Origin of the sequence: Riemerella anatipestifer (genome assembly GCF_009932355.1) — a bacterium.
Taxonomy (GTDB): domain Bacteria; phylum Bacteroidota; class Bacteroidia; order Flavobacteriales; family Weeksellaceae; genus Riemerella; species Riemerella anatipestifer_E.
Window position 1 is genome coordinate 69,843 of sequence record NZ_LEKU01000006.1, and the last position, 22,613, is coordinate 92,455.

The following is a 22,613-nucleotide window of genomic DNA, read 5'->3' on the forward strand; positions in this document are numbered from 1 at the left end:
TATTTTTCTATATTATGTTAATACTCTTCTTTATTTATTTTTTAACTTGCTTAATGCCTGCCATCTAGGGTCTATATCTTCATCAGATTTTTCTTCTTCCAATTCATCTAAGACCTTAGGACTATATCTCTCTAACAAAGCCTCATACTCTTCATTCCCCTCTACCTCTGGCGAAACTTTCTTCATTGGAATAGATAAAATCACTGCCTCGTAAATTAATTGAGCCACATTAAAATGATAATCACTTGAAGGAATTGTAATAACTTCCTCGTTACTATCATCATACTCTTCTCCAAACTTCACTAAAACTTTGGGTTCGTGTTCTATTTCATAAGGAAAATCATTTCCACTTATATCGCAAATCAAAGTTACTTCTCCCGATACTTTCACCCAAAACTCTAAGAAAGTGGTATGTTTCTCTAATAAAACATCTACCAAAATCTTAGGTTCACTAAAATCTACATCTGCATTAAATAAGCTAAAGAACTCTTTATCTATCTCAAACTCAAACTGGTGTTTACCATTTTTTAAGCCTGAGAAAACAATATCATATTTTCTAAATTTATCCATAAAAATGGTCTGCAAAAATAAGTGTTTTTTTTTATATAACAAAATCTACATTACAAATTAAACAGAACCGATGTTTTTTCCTCTATTTTTTAAACATCTTCATCTGGCAAATCTTCATCTACTCCATTATTTCCGCTTCTTTTAACTTTCAGCTTATTCTCCATAAGAGATTGATATTCGCTCCTATTTTGGAAAATTTTTATCCCTGTAAATACAGCTTCCTCAAAAGAGCTATGATCAGCCATATTTTTTCCTGCTATATCATAAGCTGTCCCATGGTCTGGAGAAGTTCTTATAAAAGGTAAACCCGCCGTATAATTTACTCCCTCCTCGTACGCCAAAGTTTTAAATGGTGCTAAACCTTGGTCATGATACATCGCTAAAACAGCATCAAAAGCTTTATATTTTTGTGGCTGAAAGAAACTATCTGCAGGATAAGGTCCGAACGCCAAAACACCATTATCAAAAGCCTCTTTTATTGCTGGAATGATAATTTCTTGCTCCTCTTTGCCTATCGCTCCACCGTCTCCAGCATGTGGATTAAGCCCTAAAACTGCTATTTTGGGTTTAGCAATACAAAAATCTTCCACCAATGTGGCATTTAATATATTTAGGTAGTTTTTTATCTTTTCTTTGCTAATGTTTTGAGCCACTTCCGAAATTGGGATATGATGCGTTACCACGGCTACTTTTAAATCTTCGGTTACTAAAAACATCAATCCTTTCTTCCCAAATTTATCTTCTAGAAAACCTGTATGCCCTGCATGCTTGAATCCATGTTTTAGCATTTCGTCTTTATTGATAGGTGCTGTTACTAAAACATCTACCTCTCCTTCCCTCAAAGCCTCTGTAGCCGCTTCCAAAGAATCTATCGCCATTCTTGTGGATTCCTCCGTAGGTTCTCCTAAATTTACATTAACATTATCTTTCCAAAGATTAACAATATTAATTTTACCAGCAGACGCTTCTGTGGCTTTATTGATATAATTAAAGTTAGTCTGAATTTTAAATATATTTTTTTGATAAGAAAAAAGTTTCCCTGAACCAAATATCACAGGAGTAAAAAAATCGGTAATAGATTTATCCTTTAATGTTTTTAGAATAATTTCAGGACCTATACCGTTAAAATCTCCTATGGAAATCCCTACTCTAGGTTTGTGATGTTTTACACTCATTTTACTTATCTTTGTTTTCTAAAGTTACAAATTTAATAAATTATTTAATATGTTCACAGGAATTATAGAGGCTACGGGAATTGTTGAAAAAATACGTAAAGAAGGGAATAATATACACTTTACCCTATCTTGTCCCTTTACGCAAGAACTCAAAATAGACCAAAGCCTTGCTCATAATGGTTGTTGCCTAACCGTGGTGGACATCAATGAAAACCTCTATACCGTAACAGCCATCAATGAAACTTTGGAAAAAACCAATCTTTCCCAGTGGCAAGAAGGCAGCATAATCAATCTAGAACGATGTACTATGATGAACGGAAGACTAGATGGACACATTGTGCAAGGACATGTAGATGGAGTAGGAACCGTAGAGTCCATAGAAGAAACTAACGGGAGCCACATCATTACAATATCTTATATTTCCGATTTTGTAACTGTTCCACAAGGTTCTATTACCATTAACGGCATTAGCCTAACAGTCGCCAAAAGTATGGATAAAAAATTCTCTGTCGCTATTATTCCTTACACTTGGGAACACACCAATCTAAAACATATTAAAACAGGAGAACTCGTTAATCTTGAGTTTGATATTATCGGAAAATATGTTGCTAAACTAATGAATTTAAAATAGATGTCACAAAAAAGCTATAGTGGTTTCAGTATAAGAAATAGAATTTTCTTCGGTTTTCTACTTATATGTATTTTAAGTATAGTAGGCTCTACCTTTATATCTTATATGATACTGAGACAAAGTGCTCTAACTCAAAATAAAATAGAAATACAACAAACAGCAGAAGTACTTACCGCCTCTTTAGATTATGCTGTGAGTAGAGAAACTGTAACTCCACAAAACATTAAAACCGTTTTAGACAACAAAGTCAAAGAGATTGCCGACATCAACAAACACGATATCATTATTTATGATTTAGAAGGTAACTTTCTTTTGTCAAATAAAAACAGTTCCCTAGTAAAGGATAAAAGAATACCAAACCAGCTCCTAAAAAAAATAATTTCCTCTGATGCAAGAATAGATATACAAACCTACGATGACACTCTCAATAATCAAGTAACCTCATCTTATTTGGTCTTAAAGAATAATATTTTTGAACCTATTGGAATTGTGTACTACCCTTCCTATCACAGTAATATTTCCTACTATGATTTAATAGACAAATACATATATAATATATTTATCATCAACATATTACTAGTTCTAACCAGTATTATTCTTAGCTGGTTTATCTCTAGAAGAGTTACCAGAAGTCTTACTAAAATCTCTGAGTTTCTATCTAAAATCAATCTATTTAATAAAGAACTAAAACCCATAAGATACAACAGAAATGACGAGTTAAGCATCTTAGTAAAATCCTACAACAGTATGATTTTTCAGATAGATGCTCAAAAAGAACGCTTGACACATATCGAAAAAGAAAGTGCATGGAGAGAAATGGCAAAACAAGTTGCCCATGAGGTTAAAAACCCACTAACCCCTATGAAACTACTTATGCAAAGCTTCGAAAGAAGATTTGATGCCAACGCTCCTGATATAGAGCAAAAGGTAAAAGAACTCAGCAACTCTATGATCACTCAAATAGATATTATTTCCAAAGTAGCTACGGCTTTCTCTGAGTTTGCGAAATTACCTGAAAAAGAAGACCAACTTCTTAATTTAAACGAAGAAATCAAAAATATTATCACCATCTTTGATAGCAAGAACATTTTCTTCCATTCTAATAGACCTAATATTATTTTCTCTTTAGACAAGAGCTACTTCACCAGAATATTAAACAACCTTATTACCAATGCTATACAAGCGGAATCTGAAAAAAGAAAGCTAATCATCAATATAGATTTAGAGGAGCGATACAATTACATAAAATTCACTGTAGAAGACAATGGGGAAGGAATGAGCGAGGAAAAAATGGGTAAAATTTTTGAACCTAACTTTACCTCTAAATCTAGCGGAATGGGACTAGGACTTACCATGGTAAAAAAAATGATTGAAGAGTACAAAGGAAATATTAAGGTAGAGTCTACACTAGATAAAGGAACTAAATTTACCATTACCATTCCTAAAAACATTTAGCCTGATGTCAAAAGATTTAAAACCTTTTCTTTTTAAGAATTTCTCTATAAAACAAAATACTAGCGTTTTTAGAGTTGGTACAGACGCTGTTCTATTAGGAGCATTAACAACAGTAGACAATATTAAAACCGCACTTGAAGTAGGCTGTGGCACAGGTATCATCAGTCTAATGATAGCTCAACGAAATCCTAACTGCTCCATCATAGCCATTGATATTGACGAAAGCACCTCTAATCTAGCACAAGAAAACTTTGATAACTCTATCTATCAAGAACGACTTAAATCCATCAATATTAATTTTAAGGAGTATCAACCCAACCAAAAGTTTGACCTTATTTTTTCTAATCCTCCATATTTTGAAACTAACACTTCTGATAAAGACAAAATAGCGAGGCAAAGGCTCACTCTAGATTTTGAAGATTTAATTAGAAAAAGCTCTCAACTTCTTTCAAAAGACGGACTTTTCGCGGTCATTATTCCTAGCGAATATGAGAACCTTTTTATTGAAACTTGTAAAATACATTCGCTTTTCCTACAAAGAAGAGTCAACATAAAAGGAATTGAATACAATCCTAAAAAACGAGTTATATTAGAGTTTTCTTTCTCTAAAAATGAAACAAAAGATGAGGATTTTATTATAGAAAAAAGTCCGAGACAATACTCGGACCAATATTTAGAAACCACAAAGGACTTTCATATTTTCAATTCTTAAATATATATATTACTCAAACAACTCCTCTGTAGCCATTACTGAAACCTTGCCTGCATTACACTTAATAGCCTCTCCAGGAAAGTTTTGTATCATATGATAATCATGCGTCGCCATGAGTACGGCCGCTTCGTTCTCCTGTGCCACCCTCTTTAGCAAAGTCATAATATCATTAGAAGTTTCTGGATCTAAATTTCCCGTTGGCTCATCAGCCAAAATAAGTTGCGGATGATTAAGCAATGCTCTTGCTATGGCCACCCTCTGCTGTTCTCCTCCAGATAGTTCATGTGGCATTTTATGCTTCTTGGTTTTCATACCAACACTTGCCAACACCTCGTCTATTCTAGCGTCCATCTTTGCTTTATCGCTCCAACCTGTTGCCTGAAGTACAAAACGAAGGTTTTTCTCCACACTTCTATCTGTAAGAAGTTGGAAATCCTGAAATACAATCCCCAATTTTCTTCTAAGATTAGGAATATCCGAAGTTTTAAGACTTGCTAAATCAAAACCCGCTACCGTACCTTTCCCCTCTTTTAAGGGCAAATGCCCATAAAGAACCTTAAGTAAGGAACTCTTACCAGAGCCTGTTTTACCAATAAGATAGCAAAAACCACCCTTTTTAATTTCAAGGTCAACACCATCTAAAACCGTAAAGTTTTTCTGAACTATTTTAGCATTCTTAAGGCTTATGATACTACTTCCTTCTTCGTTTCTATGTGGCATTTTGGATATTTTTAATATGAACTTCAAAAATAAATAAAACTTTTGAGGTTCAAATCAATTTTAGGAAATTTTAACAACAAAAAATGCTTGAAAAAATTATCTTTCAAGCACGATTTTATACAGTAAAGTAAAATAGCATAATGCCTGTACAGTACAGACAATATTTACATACTATCTTTTAGCACGAGATACACTCACTGTTAATCTTTTTCTGCCTTTAGCTCTTCTAGCAGCTAATACGCGTCTTCCGTTAGGCGTTGACATTCTCTCACGGAATCCGTGCTTATTTCTCTTTTTTCTCTCTGATGGTTGAAATGTTCTTTTCATTACAGTCTTTATTATAGGTCAGTAATATTCTTTCTTTTTTGAGACTGCAAAGATAAATATTTTTTTAAAATATACAAACCTCAACACAAAAATATTTTTTTATTCTGTATTTACATCTCATTTTAATTTGGCTTATCTATCTTTGCAGTCTCATCAAAAAAGAACAAAAAAAATGTTTAGTTCACAAGAAATTAAAGATATACAAAACCTGATAACACCTGATAATAAAATTGTTATCATCACCCATTATAACCCAGACGGAGATGCTATAGGCTCTAGTTTGGGACTAAAACATTTTTTAGCAACTCTAAATGTGGAAGCGGAAGTTATTGTCCCTAATGACTTTCCAAAATTTCTTAAATGGATGCCCGAAGCTAAAAAAATTACCATCGCAGAGTATAAAAAGAAAAAAGCTTTTGAACTGATAAAAGATGCGGATGTTATTTTTTGTCTAGATTTCAATACACTTTCTCGTATTGGTATTGTAGGAGAATGGGTGAGTAAATCTTCTGCTACTAAAATTTTAATAGACCACCACCAACAACCAGACGCTTTTGACTTCGTCTACTCCGACACGAATATCCCCGCAACTTCTCAAATGGTATTTCATTTTATAGAGGCACTAGAAAGCACTCAAAAACTCAACCAATCCATTGCAGAATGCCTCTACACAGGAATTATGACTGACACAGGTGGATTTAGGTTTAGATCTACCAGTGCTACCACTCATAGGATTATCGCTCAACTGATAGAACACGGTGCAGACCCTGCCAATATTACTTCAAACACTTGGGATACCAATACTATTTCAAGACTCAACCTATTATCTTTAATATTAGGTAGAATAGAATTGATAAAAAATGGAGAAATCGCCATTCTTTGGCTCAAACGCTCTGAATTACAAGCGTATGGTTTCCAAAAGGGAGATACCGAAGGTTTTGTAAACTATGGACTTAGTTTACTTGGTGTAAAAGTTTCCGCTTTCTTTATGGAAGACCTTTATGAGGATTTTATAAAAATTTCATTTAGAAGTAAAGATACTGCTGATGTTAACCAGTTTGCTAGACAATATTTTAACGGAGGTGGACACATCAATGCGGCGGGAGGAAAATACCACAAAAGTATAGAAGACACCATACAAGACTTTAAAGAAATAGTCTTGCAATGGGATATTTAGCACATATAAAAAGCAGTACAAATATAAATATTTGTACTGCTTTTATTAAATTTAATCCGACTTTAGTAAATAACTTATTTTACTAATTTCATTTCTTGTATTAGGTTTTTAGCCCCTGCATATTTGTCTATTACCCAAAGTACAAATCTTACATCTACATTTATAGTTTTCTGTAATTTAGGCTCGAATACGATGTCCCCACTTAGTGCTTCGCTATTTCCATCAAAGGCAATACCTATTAAATGTCCATTAGCATCTATCACTGGTGAACCCGAGTTCCCTCCTGTAATATCATTATCAGATAAGAAGTTTACAGGCATATATCCCGCCTTATCTGCATAGATACCATAGTCTTTATTTTTGTATAGTTTTAATACTCTTTGTGGTAAATCAAATTCCTCATCTCCTTTTTTGTACTTAGCGATAAGACCTTCCATATTAGTGTAGTAATTATTAGTAACACCATGATAAAGTCTATCTGAACGGAATGGAAGTGTATCTACTTTACCGTAAGTTAAACGCATTGTAGAGTTAGCATCTGGATAATATTTCTTCTCAGGAACCGCTTTTCTAAGACCGTCTAAGAATAATCTAGTATTCTTATCAAAAGCTTCCTCTACTTTCACATAAGTTTCCGCTTGGAGTCTTTGGTCTGTAATGTAAGCGTTAGCCCATTGATAAAGTTTATCTCCATCAATTTTAAGCCTATCAGGGTTATTAAGGAATTGAATTGCAGACTGCTTATTAGCAAATATAGAAGCGTAAGCTAAATTAGCAAGTTCTGATGCATTAGCACTAGCTAGTGTTTTAGATTGAGCCTCTTTTTTTACTCTTAATTGGTACAAACTTACTAGCTTGCTTAACATTTCTCCTTCTAGCTGAACATCAAAGTGTTCGTAGTAGTCATTTATTGCCTTCTCAAGTTCTGGCTTCATTTTATCTTGCCCAGCTTTATCTTGGTCTGCATAAGTTTTAAATAAGCTTCCTAAACGGTAAGCTACACCTATATACTTAGCATTTCTTTGTAAGATAAGGCTATAGTTTTTCTCCACATTTCTATCAGATACTTGGTTATAGTAAGCCTTTATTTCATTAAGCACATTACCATAAGTAGCATCATTAGCTGGTTGAACAGCCCACTGTAAGTATCTATTTTCCAAATCTTGCTTTTCTCCAATAGTACCATTTTTATTAACAGCCTCTATAGTACCAGCTCTGTTCTTCCAATAGTTAGCCACAGAAGCATATTGTGAAGCATAACCTAATCTTGTAGCATCATCTTTATCCATATACTTCTTCATCACATCCATAGCTGTTTTAGAAGCCTCTACCCATGCAGGATAATCTTTATTAACAAGTTGAGAAATACCATAAGAAGTTAAATATCTATTAGTTCTCCCTGGGTAGCCCATTATCATTGCAAAATCTCCTGGCTTCACTCCTTTTAAAGAGATAGGAAGGAAATGTTTTGGCTTAAGAGGAACATTATTAACATTGTATTCAGATGGATTTCCGTTTTTGTCTGCATACACACGGAAGATACTAAAATCTGCTGTATGTCTAGGCCACTCCCAGTTGTCTGTATCTCCGCCATATTTACCCAAAGATGCAGGCGGCGTGCCCACCAAACGAACATCGGTATAATCTCTGTACACGAAGTAATAGAACTCGTTACCATTAAAGAAATCCTTAATAACAACGGTATATTTACCATTTTCGGAGTTTTCTTTTTTGATAGCCTCATATTCAGCTTTTATAATAGCTTCTCTTTCAGAAGCAGTCATATTATTATTAAGTTTAGAGTTAATGCGTTCTGTAGCATCTCCCATTCTTTCCAAAAATCTTACATAAAGCCCTTTAGCATTAAGTTCTTCAGACTTTTTCATTGCCCAAAAACCATTAGTTAAGTGGTCTTTTTTAGGTGTAGAAAGTGCCGCTATAGCACCGTAACCACAGTGGTGATTAGTAAAAATCATACCTTCTGGAGATACAATTTCACCTGTACAGAAACCACCAAAACTTACAATAGCATCTTTAAGGCTGGAGTTATTAACAGAGTAAATTTCTTCAGGTGTTAGATGAAGCCCTTGCTTCTGCATATCCACACCATTTAATCTTTTAACTAGCATTAGAAGCCACATACCTTCATCTGCTTTCGCTTGTAGGAAACTCAACAAAAATGTGAGTCCAAGAAACAATCTTTTCATGTTAGATTTATAATTTTAAATATTTAAAAAGTTCGATGGGCTAAAATTAAGCATTTCAAAATAAAACAACAAATTGGGAGAAATACACTCATCAATCTAGTTTTAAACTTTTAAAATATGCTTTAAGCACCTCTTCCGAAGAAGCATTTTTGGTATAAATTTCCAATATTTTAGGTTTAGCATCAGGAGAGAAAAAATGAGGCAAACTCCGTTCCACGGTTACCAAATCTTCTGCTCTGAAATACGAAAACCCAAAATGCTTCGCAATAGTTTCAGCATTTTTAGAGTGTTTAGTAGCGATAAACTCATCCATTGCATTAGTGGTATCAGGTCCTGGTATGATACGGAAAATATTGCCTTCTCCATTATTGAGAATGATAATCCTAGTGTAAGGCGGAATATAAGGATTCCAAAGTCCATTGATGTCATAGAAAAAGCTAATATCTCCCGTGATGAGGAGTGTAGGTTTTTCGTTAGCAATAGCAAAACCCATAGCCGTAGAAGTACAACCATCTATACCGCTAGTTCCTCTGTTACAGTAGATTGTATTTTGATACTGAAAATCAAATAACTGAGCATACCTTATAGCTGAACTATTAGAAATGTGGATATTGTATTCTTTTGGTGTGTTTTGGGTAATAATTTCAAAGCATTTAAAATCGGAAAACGGTGCTAGAGAAACATATTCCTCATGCTTAGCATCTAGTTTATTTTTAAGACTATCCCAAAGGTTAAAATAGGTTCTTGGCTCTAAATTAATACCTTGTATAAGTTTTTTGAAGAATTCTTCAGCTTTGGTTTTAATTTTTCTATTAAGTACAAAATAGGTATCTGGGTGCCAATGCTCATCTATATGCCAATGGTTTTTGATTTGAGATTTTCGTAGAAAATGTTTTATCTTTTTAGAAACTACATTTTGCCCTATAGTAATAAGTAAATCTGGAGCATAATTTGGAAAATCTTTATCCTCTAAATTGAAAATATAACGGTCTATATGCCCAAAAAACTTCTCGTTATGAAGGTTAGAATTAACCTCCGTTAAAACCACAGCCGTATGATTTTTAACTAACTGAGAAAGATAAGCTTCCAACTCTGGATTTTTATCCAAAGTCCCCGTAAGAATCATTATCTTTTTGGAAGTATTCCATTCTGCTACTAAAGTACTATCTAACTCAAAACTATTATTTTTGCTCTCTTTTTCTATGGTAGGCATTACGGGAATTTCGGATACCAAATTGTATAAAGGTTCCTCTAAAGGAATGTTAATATGCACAGGACCTTGCTTCTCTAAGCAAAGTTCTATGGCTGTTTTAATGGTTTTAAAATTATGCTCATCGGCTTCTTCGTGGCTGTCTTCCAAAAGTTGAAAATCACCATAAGAATGCTGTTGAAAAATCTGATTTTGCCTGATGGTTTGTCCATCAAAAATATCAGTATAATCAGAAGGTCTATCGGCAGTTAGTAACAACAAAGGAACATTTTGATAAAAAGCTTCTACCACTGCAGGGTAATAATTAGCTACCGCAGAACCACTGGTACAAGACAAAGCCACAGGCTTCTTCTGACTCTTTGCCATACCTAATGCTACAAATCCTGCACTTCTTTCGTCCACTATACTATAAGCATTAAACTCTTCAAACTCCGTAAAATGTATTGCCATTGGAGCATTTCTAGAGCCAGGAGAAATTACAATGTTACTGATGCCATATTGAGATAGCAAATGTGCTAAAATTTGTATACTGCGTTTAGAGGTATATTGTTTCATAGAAAATCTTAAAATCTTAATGCAAAGGTAAGGTATTTTTGAGGTAAGGAAGAATGTAGTGCCGTGTAAATATTATATTTATAATATTTTTTTTAACTTTATCAAAAAATTTAATCAAATGAAAAAACTAAGCTGGTTATTAGGAAGTGTTTTAGCTCTAACCTCTTGTGTTACAAGCAAAACCTACACCATACAATCTAAAAGTAATACCGATACAAAGGGTACAGCTACTTTTACCCAAAAAGCTAAAACGGTTACTTTGAATATAGATGTTCACAACCTAACGCCTGGTAAACACGCCATTCATATTCACGAGTTTGGAGATTGTTCGGCTAAAGATGGTTCTTCTGCTGGTGGACACTGGAATCCTACAGGACATCATCATGGGAAATGGGATACCGAGCATTTCCATATGGGGGATATAGGAAATCTTAATGCCGATAAAAACGGTCACGCAACACTTACATTCAGCACAGACAAATGGTGTTTGGGCTGTAAAGACGAAACCAAAAATCTTTACAATAAATCTATCATCATCCACGCTGGAGAAGACGATTACCGTACTCAACCCACAGGTAATGCAGGTGGAAGAGTGGGCTGTGTAGAGATAAAGGAATAATTAGAATACAATATTTTTAGGCGAAGTGATAACAAAAGGATTACTTCGCCTTTTGTTTATAACAGATATGTTTACAGACGAATACTTTATGCGAATGGCCTTTCAGGAGGCTTTAAATGCGTTTGAAAAAGACGAAGTGCCTGTGGGCTGCGTAATTGTACACAATGAGAGAGTAATTGCTAGAGGTTACAATCTTACAGAAACTCTAAACGATGTTACTGCCCATGCAGAAATGCAGTCTATAACTTCTGCGGCTAACGCTCTAGGAGGCAAATACCTTAAAGACTGTACTATGTATGTTACATTAGAACCTTGTACTATGTGTGCAGGAGCTTTGTTTTGGTCTCAGATTTCTAGAGTGGTTATAGGTGCTAGAGATGAGCATAGAGGTTTTCTAAATCAAAACATCAGCCTTCATCCCAAAACCCAAATTACCATCGGTATTATGGAAGACGATTGCCGCAATCTAGTAAAAGAGTTTTTTAAATCTAAAAGGTAATAAGTTGCTTAAATTATCTTATCATACTCTCTTCCTTTCTGATTAAATTTTGATTATATTTAATGGTTTCTCTAATATTCTGTAAATGAACAGCAAGTATACCATCTGAAAAGTCTCCTATACGACCTTCAATTTTATTTTCAATTACTTTAAAATCTTCAAAAGTATTTAATTGTGATTTTTTATTGTGACTTAGAGTATCTGACATTTTGATAATATTGGTTGATTCTTGAACGACCTTTCTTTTTAAACCACTTTCAATTTTAGTAGATAAAACAATTCGTTTTGCTTCATTAGATGTTTTTTCTATTATTTTTTTATTAATCATATTATTTATTTTGTAAGTACCTGATTTTTTTGCATAATCAAAAACTATTTTAGTAATCTTACCTGAGTTTTCCTGTAACGGCTTGTTATGAAGTGCTAGTTTTATGCCTAAATGTATTTGGTTAATAGCGATTTTAGAAACAGAAGCTGTACCAAGAGGTACAAAGTGGAGGGCAGAAAAAAACATATCTGTTTGTAACTCTTTTTCTTTTTGTAAAGCATGTTTTTGGTTATCTTTAATTAGTTCTTGAACCTTTAGAAGAACCTCATCACTCAAAATAATTTTATCCAAAGTATAATAAGATTTAAATGAATCAATAGGAATTTTATACTTGTTTGAATATTCTAAATTCATTCTTTCCAAGTCATTTAAAAGCTTTGAATATTCATAATTTACATGTAAATCTTTTGAAACTAAAGAATCTAATGCTTTTATTCTAGTTGTTTGTAAATATTGTTGATATTCTTTTTCTGAGGTAGAAGAATATATCTTATTTTTTTCAATTTCTTCCAATGTTATCTTATAAGTGTCTAATATATCTTTAATACTAGTATTTAAAATGTATTGCAAATCTTTTCTGTAATAATCAATAAGATTAATAGAATTAGATGTATACTTATCAATTGTAATAAGAGGACGAGAAGGATTCGAAGAAAGTCCAAAAACTGATTTATCCTCACTTACATCTTCTTTACAGGAAATAAGTATAATTGTGTATAAAAAGACATATAAAATAAATCTTATCTCCATGTGTGTTAAAATTTTTTTACTTTACCAAGGTTAAAAAGATTAGTAACATGCCCACTATTAAACTTCTTTTTTACTTCAAAATACTGGTTACCTTTTTTTTCAAAAAAATCTCTTGAAACATTTGCTACAAAAACTTCTCTTACCAATTTATTGTTCTCAAAAATTAAGTCATGAACAGGCTGAGAAAAATAACCTTTTTTATATCTCCTTATTTCCTTAAGAACTGGCTTGGATCTATTTGTTGCATCAAAAGTATAAATGTAATAGTTATTTTTGGCATCATAAAAATATTTTATTTCAGAAGGATTATCGTTAAACCTATAAGTTACGGAACCGTTATCTGTTATTTTTAGGTCTATAATTCTAAATATATTACCATCATCTTCTAATATGAAAGGTGATTTTCTCTCAAAGAAATTTATAATACTCAAATATTCAGGAAATTTAGTTTTCATATGATTCTCATAAATCTGTTTTTTTATATTTTTTATTGAATCAGATTCAACCACTACATTTTTAACCAATTCACTTCCTTGTTTTATATTTTTAATACTTTTAGAAACAATATCACCACTTTTTTCTTTATGGCAAGACAAAACAATAAGAAATATTGTTAGGACATATAATCTTTTCATATGAAAGAAATAAAATATTTTTAGGTAGCAAAAATAAAATATTTTTTCATATTGCTTTATTTATGGTTGAAAAATAAATTATATAATAGATATGTAATATATGAAAAAGTTAAAAAAATAGGTTTATAAGAGTTTTGGCTGTAATAAGTATATATCTAACTTAACCATTCAATTAGGGACAAAATCTAAACTTATAGAATTCATACAATAGCGTATGCCTGTGGGTGGAGGACCATCATTAAATACATGCCCTAAATGGGCTTCGCATCTTTTGCATAAAACTTCGGTACGCTCCATACCGTGAGAAGAATCTCTCTTATAGATAACACCTTCTTTATTCACTTCAAAAAAACTTGGCCAACCGCAGGAAGACGCAAACTTATAGTCTGACTTAAACAAATGGTTGCCACAAGCTGCACAATAGTAATTTCCCTTTTTATCAAAATCGTTATATATACCTGTGAAAGGTCTTTCCGTTGCAGCTTCTCTAGCAATAGAATAAAGCTCTGGTGAAAGTACTTTATGCCATTCTTCATTGGATAATTTAACTAAGGTAGAGTCTGTACGAGAATAATAAGGATTCTTTTTGATAGACTGAGGCTTTTCCATATTAGAGTTTTTGGGTAAACATTGTAGTAAAGAAAAAATCCCTACTAATGAGATAATTATTGATTTCATCATCACAAAAGTAGAGATTTTTTTAATGATATATTCTGTTTTTACAAACCAAATTTTTGCATGAGGTAAGTATTTACTTCTTTCATTTCCTCATTAGTTAATAGCTTATCAAAAACAATAACTTCTGCTATCTCACCACGCCAAGAGCGATTGGTTTGCCCCCTATCTTTAGAGATATAACGCACTCGTGCAACGGTGTTGTCATTAGCAACACGGAGAGCATAAACAGCTAGATTATCAGTAGTAAAATTAGTTATAAAATAGTTTTTATCCACACCGTTAATCATCGTTTTACCACTTTGTAAAGTATCAAACCTTTTGTTGTCTGACATATATCTTGCACTAAAGATACTACCCAATCTGCCTCCGCTATGAAAATCTGCATAATTATTATCTCCTAATAAGAAATTAAAGTTATTATTAGCATTAGGATTTACTTTAGAAGCCACAAAGAAGGTTTTACCTTCATAAGTTTTACCCAAGTCTATATAGCTATCACCAGATTTAAAGCTTAATACTTTTTGTCCATTATAAAGACTAGGGTTTTGTTCTAATGTTATATTATTAGAAGCGTTAACTAAACTATAAGATTCGTTAGTAACTCTATCAACTACGGTTTGATTTTGTTCATTTGTCTTTCCTGCATCTACCCAAACTAAGGTATTTCCTATCAAGTTTTTCATGATATTCGGAGCATCACACGCACAGTAAGGATACACCGTGAAAAAATCAGGGAAGGTTTGGCTGTAAGTTTTACCATCACTATCGGTCAGAGTTAGTTTTACACCGAATTTTCCGTATTTATTATACACTACAGAAGGCTTATCCGTATCGGCATTGCTTACTTGTTCGGCTCCAGGAAACTCCCATTGCTTCTTCACAATATTCTTGCCATAATAGAGTGAAATATTAGTGGGTTGGAATACAAAGTCTTTAATAATGGTTGTTTTCTTAGGTGCTTCAATATTGATTTTAACTACATTCATTTTAGCCAAAACCTCATCAGGAAGTCTTCTCGTCCAAATCCCACTTCCGCTAGTTGCCATAAAAAACTCGCCCGTACGATATTGTATTTTAGGCTCTAGAATATTGAGATTAAAAGGTAAATCTTCACTGTATTCTTTCCAAGCCCCATCAATATAATAATACACTTTGGATTGGTTATTTCCAAAAATGAAAATCACATCAGTCCCTCTCACATTAAGGATATGTCTGTAGTTTCGGCTAGTGTTTGGATTACTAATATTTTGAAAGGTATTTCCACCATCTCTACTGATTTTTAAAATATCGTTTCCTGTAGTATAGGTTCTTAATACATAAATGATTTTAGGATCACTATCCGAAACCGCTAAATTCATATTATTAGCGAAAGGTGTTGTTTTTTCTTCCCAATTTTTTCCTCCGTCTGTAGAAGCATACAGGGTGTTATTTACAATTAGATACTGATACAAAGGGTTAGAGAAAGATACTGTATACTGTTGTGGAGCCGCAGTAGGTACGGTAGTCATTTCCTTCAATAAGTAAACTTTATTATCCTTATAGTTATAAACTTGTAGATTAAATTTACCTAGAGCTTTTTCTTCATTGGTCTGAGTAAAATAGTACATATTTCCATTATGATCCCTTTGGGTGTAATAAGGTATCCCTCTTCCTGCATAGGGTTCTAGAGGAATTGGGTCTAATTTATACGCAGGCGTATAAGTGGTATTAACGTCAGGAGAAACAATAACACCTTGAAAATCTGAGAATACAAAATGTCTTTCATCATTCCCTGGAAGAATATAGCCTGTAGAACTCTCACCTCCACCTAAGGCTTTGAAAACACCTTTACCATAAGTAGAAACGTGGTAGTTGTCTCCATTATGATACATACCACCACCCATATTGGTGTTATATTCCCCAAGGTCAAAGCCCCAGTAATCGCTACCCAGTCCAAAAGTTCTTACTTCATTCATGGTTTCAAAAAAGTCAGTAGAGTAGTTAACTCCTCCATCGGTACTTAACCATGTGTCTACACTACCATCTGTATTGGTCTGTTGATAAAAGGTTTGCATATCAGGATGCAGTTGATTAGGTCCCCAATAACCTCCAAAGTATTTAAAAGTTTGACCGCCATCTCTCGAAATATAGGCGTTAAGCCCCCCCACTATGAAAGTATTAGCATCGGTAGGCGAAGCGATGATAGCACAATTATAAAACCCTTGTGTATAACTTCCCGTTGGCTGAAAGGGAAAAGTAGCTATATTGATATTAGTTGAACTATTATATCCGTTAGCTCCCGCTCCAGGACCATTAGAGTTAGGTAACAGCCATGTTTCTCCAGCATCATCACTTCTATACACTCCCCAATGCCCATTATCTCTGGAGGTTTCGTTGGCAATAATATAAGCATAAACCACTTTATCATTAGCAGATGTTACTGCAAGTCTTGCTCCCCAAGTACGCAACATACTTGTTGCAGGTTCGTACCAACCTTTACCATTGACTCCTTTTTTTACCCAAGTTTCACCTCCATCGGTGGACTTATAAAAGTACATAAAATTGGTAGTTGCATCGTAGGCTACGGCATAAAATTCATTATTAGAGTTAGGACGTTTAATAATATCTGTAATACAAAGAGGAAGTTTAACTTCATATTGATAGCTTACAGACGACCCGCTTCCAACTTGTTTTAGTTTAACAATACCTCGGTTAGTCGCCATTAAGACATTGTCATTCATTGCATTTCTATCAGTAGAAACACTTATGATAGTGGTAATATTATTACCTATTTTAGCATATTCTTTTAGGTTGTTAAAGTCAGACAGAAGTTGCCAAGTGATGCCGCCATCTCTAGAGACATAGAGTCCCGTTCCTGCTCCAGCATAAATTATATTTTCATCTGAAGCCGAAAAACTTAGTGCAGTAATATTTTTAATATCATAATCTTTTGTTGCTAAATGCCACATTTTGCCTTTGTTGTGTGAGATATAAATGGTTCCATTCTCCACCGCACACACGGTATGATTAGGGTTAGTAGGAGATTGAGCAAAGGCTCTCACATTAGCTTGGCTAGTAACATTATTCTGTCCCATATTAGAGAGCAACTGAACAGGACCATAATAATGCCACCCCGAAAAAGTAGCGTGATAAGGTATTTCAGAACTGTCATAGATATTAGATGAGGTACTGCTAGTTGCTATACCTAAACTCCTTAAAACTCTTCTTAGTAAAGGTGTTTTAGGTCTTTGCGAAAAAGTTTGATTGAGCTCTTGTGTGGAAGGATAGTCTATATAACCCTTTTCGTTTAGGTAAGGTTGTATCTCTCTACGCCACTCAAGGTATTCTTTTTCATATTCACTACGGAATTCTTTTTTGATAGGACTATTCTCTTGTCTAGCGTTAGATAACCAAGGTGATTTTTGTACTTTATTTGGATTGGAAGCTTTCATTTTTTTGATTTCTTCCAAGGTCTCAGCATCAAAATCTAAAGAGGTATTTGCTCTATGAATATCATATAAGGAATCTACAACGAATACATTAGGTTTGTTTTTCTGCATTTCTTTGTAAAATGCAGGAATTTCATCATTTTGTGCTTTTAAGATTCCTACCAAACATAGAAAGATAGAAAATAAATATCTAAACATGCTTCTTTATCTTTTATTTGTATTGAACTAATAGGCTTACAGGAGTGTCACTACCTCCCACCTCATAAGTGAAGTTGAAATTGCAACAGTCATTATAAGTTGCCACAATTTCTGCAGTGTAGCTACCTGCAGGAAGCTCTTTTATGGTTAATAGCTGCATATTGCCATAGTAGTCTGTAATACCATCAGATAAGAAGGTGTTAGATGCTTTATCTATAATTTCCGAAGTATTATCTGCAGTCTTAGTAAGTTTCAACTTGAACAACGGAGCAAAAGCTGAACTTCTTCCTTTGAAGTTTATAGTACCGTTAAACTGTACTTGCCTACTTTCATTTAGAGTAAATTGCACGATAGTATTAGGTATAGTAGTCTCTACAGAGCCTTGAGTTACAGAAATACTGCTTGAACTCCTAGTATCCTTAAAATAGGCATAATTTTGAGCGGCAGGATTTCCCTGACTGATAGACACCCAAGAAGCTCCATTCCAAAAAAAGAATGCGTTTTCTTGAGTATTAAATATCAGTTGCCCTTTCTCATTTCCAGAAGTTGGATTTTGGGATACTCTAGGTACTAGAATACCAGCGGAAGAATCTGGCGCATCAGGATTTTTGGTTACAATATCTAAGGTAGCTTTAGGATAAGGTGTGTTAATCCCTACTTGAGAATAGGCAACTGTAGATATTGAGATTAAGAATAAAGAAAATGCATATTTTTTCATAGATTGTTTTTTTAAAAAAGGGGTGCAAATTTATGACAAATAGTTTAAATAGGCTAAACCGAGCTTCTTTCATTTATCTGCTTGAAAAGATTTAATGCATGACACCTCTTGTAAAATAATTAACTTACGCATCCAAATACCCTAAAAATTTCTGCTAGAAATAGGAAATAAAAAAAGAGAACTTTAGAAAGTTCCCTTTAGTTTAATTAGTGGAGCTGGAGGGATTCGAACCCTCGTCCAAACAAGCAATACGCAAGCTTTCTACATGCTTAGTCTGTTTTTAGTTTTCGTCATAAAGCAGACAACAGACCGCCAACTTTACGCTTATCTTTTAAGATTTTCGTCCTTTAGCCAAAGCTTCTAAAGGCTTATTTCCGCATTTCCTATGCCTCATACTCGGACGCCGCAGAACAGAGCTTCCGTGAGACATCTTGTTTCCTTACTATACTTCGGGAAAAGGCTTATCCTACTAATGCTTCGGATTAAGCAGCAAGAGCAAACTCTTCGTTGCCAGTTAAACTTTGTAGCAAGGGATTAAAGAGATCGCGCTACGGTTCTCTGCATGCTTACTTACCTACTGACCTTGCTGTCGAAACCAGTCAGCCCCCGTAAACTTTAGTCCGCAAAGATAGTAATTTTTCTGTTTAGGGAATAAATCTTTAACCCAAGTTTAAATGATAAGCGTTAAATAGTCTTAAAGACTATTAACCTACTGTTAAACCAATAACTCTATATTACTTTTTGGATTACATTTGAAACCTGCATAACCTTACCTTAAAAACTATGATGAAAGCTCTATATATTATTATCCTTCCTTTATTACTAAATCAATCTTTGTTTTCTCAAAAAATAATCACAGGGAAAGTCGTTAGTGAAAATCATATCCCTTTAGGGAATACCCTTGTTATCAATATAACCACCAATCAACAAACCACTACGGATAACAATGGTGCCTTTAATATACCTGCTTCTGAAAACGAAGAACTAAGATTTGTAAAATACGGTTATGAAAGGGTGGCTCATAAAGTAGCTTCCAAAAGTTTCAGCAATGAATTAAACATAATGCTACTCCCCTCTTACAAAGAAATCGAAGAAGTGAAACTAAGCATAAAGACTACAGGCAGCATAAAAGAAGACCTAAAACAATTTAAACCCAATAAAAATTTGGAGCAACTAAAATTGGATTTATTTCTTGATTATAAGAAAACGCCTTATAGCTATTACCAAAAGTCAAAACTAGAAAACCCTATGCTTTTTACTCAACCAAAAGGAGAAGGGTTCTCTTTAGGAAAAGTAAATAATAAATGGACGCTACTAGATTTACTCCAAATTTTAGATAAAGAATTAGGAGAAGACTATTTCAAGGAACTCAATATAAATTATGACGAAAAAGATGCCTTCATTTATTTTGTACTTAAAGATTTTGACACGAAAGATATTTTAAAATACGGAAGATTAACTCCTAACCATATTGTTCAGTTTATGATTTTAGCAGAACAAAAACGACCTCTTTTTCAAAAAAATAAGTATTACTTAGGCAACCTTTTATAATTTCTTGCGTCTTACTCTATAGAAAACCTAAATAGATTTAATTTTTTAACACAGATAATCAATTAGTTAAAATAAATTACATAAAATATTTACTACTTTGTATTGCATAATAGTGATTTATTTACATATCTTTGTATCAGAAAATAAAACTAATAATCTTAACAAAAGAGTCGGGTTTCACATTCATTTAAACTAATAACCACCGCTCGGCTCTTTTTTAAAAACAAAAGCTATGAGAAAGACTTATTTTTTACTCGGAATTTTGGTTTCTACAGCCGCATTTTCACAAACCAATTCTAAAACCGATTCTACTAAAACTAAAAAGTTAGAAGAAGTTACAATCACCAAGAAATTCATTCAGCAAAAATCGGATAGAATGGTGTATAATGTAGCAGCATCTCCCGCAGCCAAAGGGAATACTGTTTTAGAGCTTCTACAAAAAACGCCAACCGTTACTACTACTGATGGGAAAGAGTTTAAAATTTTAGGAAAGTCTAATACCACCATTTTCATCAATGGAAGAAAAGCGAATATGAATGCTGATGCTTTGTTAGCTCTACTAAAAAGCACTCCTTCTGAAAACATTTCTAAGATAGAAGTTATTAGTGTTCCTGGTAGTGAGTACAATGTGGAAGGCGACACAGGCATCATTAACATCGTTATGAAAAAGAAGAATACCGATGGTTTTAATGGTGTCCTAAGAATGGAAAATGAGCAAGCATTTTATAATAATACTTCGTCTAACCTCAGCTTAAACTACAGAAAAAATAAACTTGGCATAAGCACAAGTTTAGGATATAGCGAAGACAACTATAAACAAAAGTTTACAATAGAGAACGGAACCTCTACAACCAAAACTCTTAGCCTTGTGGATATTGATATGCCTTCTCAAAGAACTAATTTCAATATTACCGCAGATTATGAACTCACTGAAAAGAGTAACTTAAACTTTAGTTTTAATTCTGGACTTTCTTTTCAGAAAGAAGGCAAAACTACTTCTAACAACCAAGACTTCATCAATGGAAACTTATTCCAAATACGCCCATCAGAAGGACTAGAGAAAGAAAACACTCAAAATTTCTCTACCGCTCTTAACTATGATTTAAAAACAGATAAAAATGGGAGCGTGCTAAAAATCAATCTATCTCACCTCAAATTTAATCGACAAAACAACAGTAATTTACTATTTTATTCTGGCGTAGGCAATAATGCCGCTTCTCTTAATTCGGCTATGAATCAAGAGGCGCCTCAAAACATCAATAATACCTCTGGATTTTTAGATTATATTTGGAAACTCAAAGATAATTCTACTCTATCCGTAGGTGGAAACTTCAGTACTACCAAAACAGATAACAATACTATTTTTGATATTGCCGCTTCGGATTTAGTATTTTATAGAAATAATGCACTGAGTAACCACTTTATTTATCAAGAAAATATAGGTACTGTCTATACCAACTACGAGAGAAATTTTGGCGAAAAGCTTTCTACAAAGGTAGGTTTACGATACGAAATGACCTCTACAAAAGGTGATGTGGAAGGAAAAAATGACCCTTATTATCATTTCAAAAATAATTACAGTAATTTACTTCCGTTCCTCAATTTAGCTTATCAGGCTAATGACAATCACTCTATCAGCTACTCTTTTTCTAGCCGAGTACGAAGACCTTCATTTTGGGAACTCAATCCTGTAAGAATGTACACCACAGAAACTAACTTTGGACAAAACAACCCCTTTATGAAAGCATCTACCAGCTACAACCAACAGCTAATGTATATGTTTAAGAGTACTTATTTCCTAAGCCTTAGCCAAAACTATACTAAAGATGCAACCACTCAAATACCTTTACAAAAGACCAATGGCAACATTACGGAGCTGAGATACATAAGAACTAACTATGGTAACAAAAACCAGCTATCTGCAAGTATAGGCATGCAAAAAGCCTTCTTTAATGGTAGATGGATGGGAAGTTTTAACGCTACTGGAGTTTATACCCGTTTTAGTGGTAGTGTAGGCAAAGACCCTTTAACTCAAGAAGTTTTCCCTACTTATATTGTGGATAGAACTACCGAATATCTAGTATTAAGTTCTAACAACCAAATTGCTCTTAACAAAGCCAAAAATCTTTGGTTAGATGTAGATTACTTTTGGATTTCTAAACAAAAAATGGAAATAGGAACTATCAGTGCTCTACAAAAGCTAGACCTTTCTATAAAAAAGAATTGGGAAAACTGGACTTTTCGTTTTACAGCGAATGATGTCTTTAATACAATGGGATACATTCATATAAAAAACCAACAAGAGAATGGATACATTAGTGATGTTACCCAAAGACAATATAACCAAACTTATGCTCTTTCGGTTACTTATAATTTCGGAAACCAAAAGGTTAAAAAAGTAAAGAAAAACGAAAACTCTAATAACGATATCCAAACTAGGACTGGAAGATAAGTTTTACATTTAATCTTA

19 protein-coding genes and 1 other RNA gene are annotated in these 22,613 nt (G+C 33.5%); 8 read left to right on the forward strand and 12 right to left on the reverse strand.

Annotated elements, in window-relative coordinates:
• Window positions 1-30: 30 nt before the first annotated feature.
• Both GXW81_RS02635 and pdxA read right to left on the reverse strand, forming a co-directional pair.
• The gene (locus GXW81_RS02635) at window positions 31-570 is read right to left on the reverse strand and encodes a DUF177 domain-containing protein (protein WP_161531077.1); all 540 of its coding nucleotides are present in this window, start codon (window positions 568-570) and stop codon (window positions 31-33) included.
• Between the two features lie 89 nt (window positions 571-659).
• Window positions 660-1,745, reverse strand: a complete 1,086-nt coding sequence (gene pdxA, locus GXW81_RS02640; RefSeq protein ID WP_154137721.1) for a 4-hydroxythreonine-4-phosphate dehydrogenase PdxA — start codon at window positions 1,743-1,745, stop codon at window positions 660-662.
• Window positions 1,746-1,794: 49 nt separating this feature from the next.
• Between pdxA and GXW81_RS02645 the strand changes: the two genes are divergently transcribed.
• From GXW81_RS02645 to GXW81_RS02655, 3 genes are read left to right on the forward strand one after another with little or no spacing between them, the layout of a single operon-like run.
• Window positions 1,795-2,376 (forward strand): riboflavin synthase, encoded by a 582-nt coding sequence (locus GXW81_RS02645; protein ID WP_154137720.1) that lies wholly within the window; start codon window positions 1,795-1,797, stop codon window positions 2,374-2,376.
• The gene (locus GXW81_RS02650; RefSeq protein WP_161531078.1) at window positions 2,377-3,831 is read left to right on the forward strand and encodes a PAS domain-containing sensor histidine kinase; all 1,455 of its coding nucleotides are present in this window, start codon (window positions 2,377-2,379) and stop codon (window positions 3,829-3,831) included.
• Window positions 3,832-3,835: 4 nt separating this feature from the next.
• Entirely contained in the window at window positions 3,836-4,543 is a 708-nt protein-coding gene (locus GXW81_RS02655; protein WP_161531079.1) for a tRNA1(Val) (adenine(37)-N6)-methyltransferase, read from the forward strand.
• 9 nt (window positions 4,544-4,552) lie between these two features.
• Here the strand turns inward: GXW81_RS02655 and GXW81_RS02660 are convergent, their stop codons facing one another.
• Window positions 4,553-5,263, reverse strand: a complete 711-nt coding sequence (locus GXW81_RS02660; RefSeq protein ID WP_004917134.1) for a cell division ATP-binding protein FtsE — start codon at window positions 5,261-5,263, stop codon at window positions 4,553-4,555.
• A gap of 171 nt (window positions 5,264-5,434) precedes the next feature.
• Window positions 5,435-5,590, reverse strand: coding sequence for a 50S ribosomal protein L34 (gene rpmH / locus GXW81_RS02665; RefSeq protein ID WP_004917131.1), 156 nt, complete (start codon window positions 5,588-5,590; stop codon window positions 5,435-5,437).
• A 172-nt stretch (window positions 5,591-5,762) separates the two neighbouring features.
• On the opposite strand from rpmH, the gene GXW81_RS02670 reads away from it, so the two are divergent.
• Complete coding sequence (locus GXW81_RS02670) at window positions 5,763-6,767, forward strand: bifunctional oligoribonuclease/PAP phosphatase NrnA (protein WP_161531080.1); 1,005 nt, start codon at window positions 5,763-5,765, stop codon at window positions 6,765-6,767.
• A gap of 74 nt (window positions 6,768-6,841) precedes the next feature.
• On the opposite strand, the gene GXW81_RS02675 is transcribed toward GXW81_RS02670, so the two are convergent.
• Window positions 6,842-8,974 carry a S46 family peptidase gene (locus tag GXW81_RS02675; RefSeq protein WP_161531081.1) on the reverse strand — a complete coding sequence of 711 codons (2,133 nt, stop codon included), beginning with the start codon at window positions 8,972-8,974 and terminating at the stop codon, window positions 6,842-6,844.
• Window positions 8,975-9,065: 91 nt separating this feature from the next.
• Window positions 9,066-10,739 carry a 2-succinyl-5-enolpyruvyl-6-hydroxy-3-cyclohexene-1-carboxylic-acid synthase gene (menD, locus tag GXW81_RS02680; RefSeq protein ID WP_161531082.1) on the reverse strand — a complete coding sequence of 558 codons (1,674 nt, stop codon included), beginning with the start codon at window positions 10,737-10,739 and terminating at the stop codon, window positions 9,066-9,068.
• A 118-nt stretch (window positions 10,740-10,857) separates the two neighbouring features.
• Between menD and GXW81_RS02685 the strand changes: the two genes are divergently transcribed.
• Window positions 10,858-11,358, forward strand: a complete 501-nt coding sequence (locus GXW81_RS02685; RefSeq protein ID WP_161531083.1) for a superoxide dismutase family protein — start codon at window positions 10,858-10,860, stop codon at window positions 11,356-11,358.
• Window positions 11,359-11,425: 67 nt separating this feature from the next.
• A complete protein-coding gene (locus GXW81_RS02690; protein WP_161531084.1) occupies window positions 11,426-11,857 on the forward strand; it encodes a nucleoside deaminase in 432 nt (143 codons plus the stop codon).
• A 13-nt stretch (window positions 11,858-11,870) separates the two neighbouring features.
• Here the strand turns inward: GXW81_RS02690 and GXW81_RS02695 are convergent, their stop codons facing one another.
• The 6 genes from GXW81_RS02695 to ssrA form a co-directional block, all read right to left on the reverse strand.
• A complete protein-coding gene (locus GXW81_RS02695; protein ID WP_161531085.1) occupies window positions 11,871-12,935 on the reverse strand; it encodes a hypothetical protein in 1,065 nt (354 codons plus the stop codon).
• A gap of 5 nt (window positions 12,936-12,940) precedes the next feature.
• Complete coding sequence (locus tag GXW81_RS02700; protein WP_161531086.1) at window positions 12,941-13,570, reverse strand: hypothetical protein; 630 nt, start codon at window positions 13,568-13,570, stop codon at window positions 12,941-12,943.
• Between the two features lie 168 nt (window positions 13,571-13,738).
• Window positions 13,739-14,248, reverse strand: coding sequence for a peptide-methionine (R)-S-oxide reductase MsrB (gene msrB, locus GXW81_RS02705; RefSeq protein WP_161531126.1), 510 nt, complete (start codon window positions 14,246-14,248; stop codon window positions 13,739-13,741).
• A gap of 41 nt (window positions 14,249-14,289) precedes the next feature.
• Window positions 14,290-17,874, reverse strand: a complete 3,585-nt coding sequence (locus tag GXW81_RS02710; RefSeq protein ID WP_161531087.1) for a sialidase family protein — start codon at window positions 17,872-17,874, stop codon at window positions 14,290-14,292.
• A 13-nt stretch (window positions 17,875-17,887) separates the two neighbouring features.
• On the reverse strand, window positions 17,888-18,592 hold the full coding sequence (locus tag GXW81_RS02715; protein ID WP_161531088.1) for a hypothetical protein: 705 nt from the start codon (window positions 18,590-18,592) through the stop codon (window positions 17,888-17,890).
• Between the two features lie 207 nt (window positions 18,593-18,799).
• Window positions 18,800-19,199, reverse strand: a transfer-messenger RNA (tmRNA) gene (gene ssrA, locus GXW81_RS02720).
• 176 nt (window positions 19,200-19,375) lie between these two features.
• Between ssrA and GXW81_RS02725 the strand changes: the two genes are divergently transcribed.
• The gene (locus GXW81_RS02725) at window positions 19,376-20,143 is read left to right on the forward strand and encodes a carboxypeptidase-like regulatory domain-containing protein (RefSeq protein WP_185153010.1); all 768 of its coding nucleotides are present in this window, start codon (window positions 19,376-19,378) and stop codon (window positions 20,141-20,143) included.
• Between the two features lie 232 nt (window positions 20,144-20,375).
• Complete coding sequence (locus GXW81_RS02730; protein ID WP_161531089.1) at window positions 20,376-22,595, forward strand: TonB-dependent receptor domain-containing protein; 2,220 nt, start codon at window positions 20,376-20,378, stop codon at window positions 22,593-22,595.
• Window positions 22,596-22,613 lie beyond the last annotated feature (18 nt).

Bases quoted from the DNA above. Each gene is read 5' to 3' on its own strand.
- msrB (WP_161531126.1), bottom strand. From the start codon at position 14,248: ATGAAATCAATAATTATCTCATTAGTAGGGATTTTTTCTTTACTACAA.
- GXW81_RS02715 (WP_161531088.1), bottom strand. From the start codon at position 18,592: ATGAAAAAATATGCATTTTCTTTATTCTTAATCTCAATATCTACAGTT.
- GXW81_RS02725 (WP_185153010.1), top strand. From the start codon at position 19,376: ATGATGAAAGCTCTATATATTATTATCCTTCCTTTATTACTAAATCAA.
- rpmH (WP_004917131.1), bottom strand. From the start codon at position 5,590: ATGAAAAGAACATTTCAACCATCAGAGAGAAAAAAGAGAAATAAGCAC.
- GXW81_RS02695 (WP_161531085.1), bottom strand. From the start codon at position 12,935: ATGGAGATAAGATTTATTTTATATGTCTTTTTATACACAATTATACTT.
- GXW81_RS02675 (WP_161531081.1), bottom strand. From the start codon at position 8,974: ATGAAAAGATTGTTTCTTGGACTCACATTTTTGTTGAGTTTCCTACAA.
- GXW81_RS02655 (WP_161531079.1), top strand. From the start codon at position 3,836: ATGTCAAAAGATTTAAAACCTTTTCTTTTTAAGAATTTCTCTATAAAA.
- menD (WP_161531082.1), bottom strand. From the start codon at position 10,739: ATGAAACAATATACCTCTAAACGCAGTATACAAATTTTAGCACATTTG.
- GXW81_RS02645 (WP_154137720.1), top strand. From the start codon at position 1,795: ATGTTCACAGGAATTATAGAGGCTACGGGAATTGTTGAAAAAATACGT.
- GXW81_RS02710 (WP_161531087.1), bottom strand. From the start codon at position 17,874: ATGTTTAGATATTTATTTTCTATCTTTCTATGTTTGGTAGGAATCTTA.
- GXW81_RS02650 (WP_161531078.1), top strand. From the start codon at position 2,377: ATGTCACAAAAAAGCTATAGTGGTTTCAGTATAAGAAATAGAATTTTC.
- GXW81_RS02730 (WP_161531089.1), top strand. From the start codon at position 20,376: ATGAGAAAGACTTATTTTTTACTCGGAATTTTGGTTTCTACAGCCGCA.
- GXW81_RS02690 (WP_161531084.1), top strand. From the start codon at position 11,426: ATGTTTACAGACGAATACTTTATGCGAATGGCCTTTCAGGAGGCTTTA.
- GXW81_RS02670 (WP_161531080.1), top strand. From the start codon at position 5,763: ATGTTTAGTTCACAAGAAATTAAAGATATACAAAACCTGATAACACCT.
- GXW81_RS02635 (WP_161531077.1), bottom strand. From the start codon at position 570: ATGGATAAATTTAGAAAATATGATATTGTTTTCTCAGGCTTAAAAAAT.
- GXW81_RS02660 (WP_004917134.1), bottom strand. From the start codon at position 5,263: ATGCCACATAGAAACGAAGAAGGAAGTAGTATCATAAGCCTTAAGAAT.
- GXW81_RS02685 (WP_161531083.1), top strand. From the start codon at position 10,858: ATGAAAAAACTAAGCTGGTTATTAGGAAGTGTTTTAGCTCTAACCTCT.
- GXW81_RS02700 (WP_161531086.1), bottom strand. From the start codon at position 13,570: ATGAAAAGATTATATGTCCTAACAATATTTCTTATTGTTTTGTCTTGC.
- pdxA (WP_154137721.1), bottom strand. From the start codon at position 1,745: ATGAGTGTAAAACATCACAAACCTAGAGTAGGGATTTCCATAGGAGAT.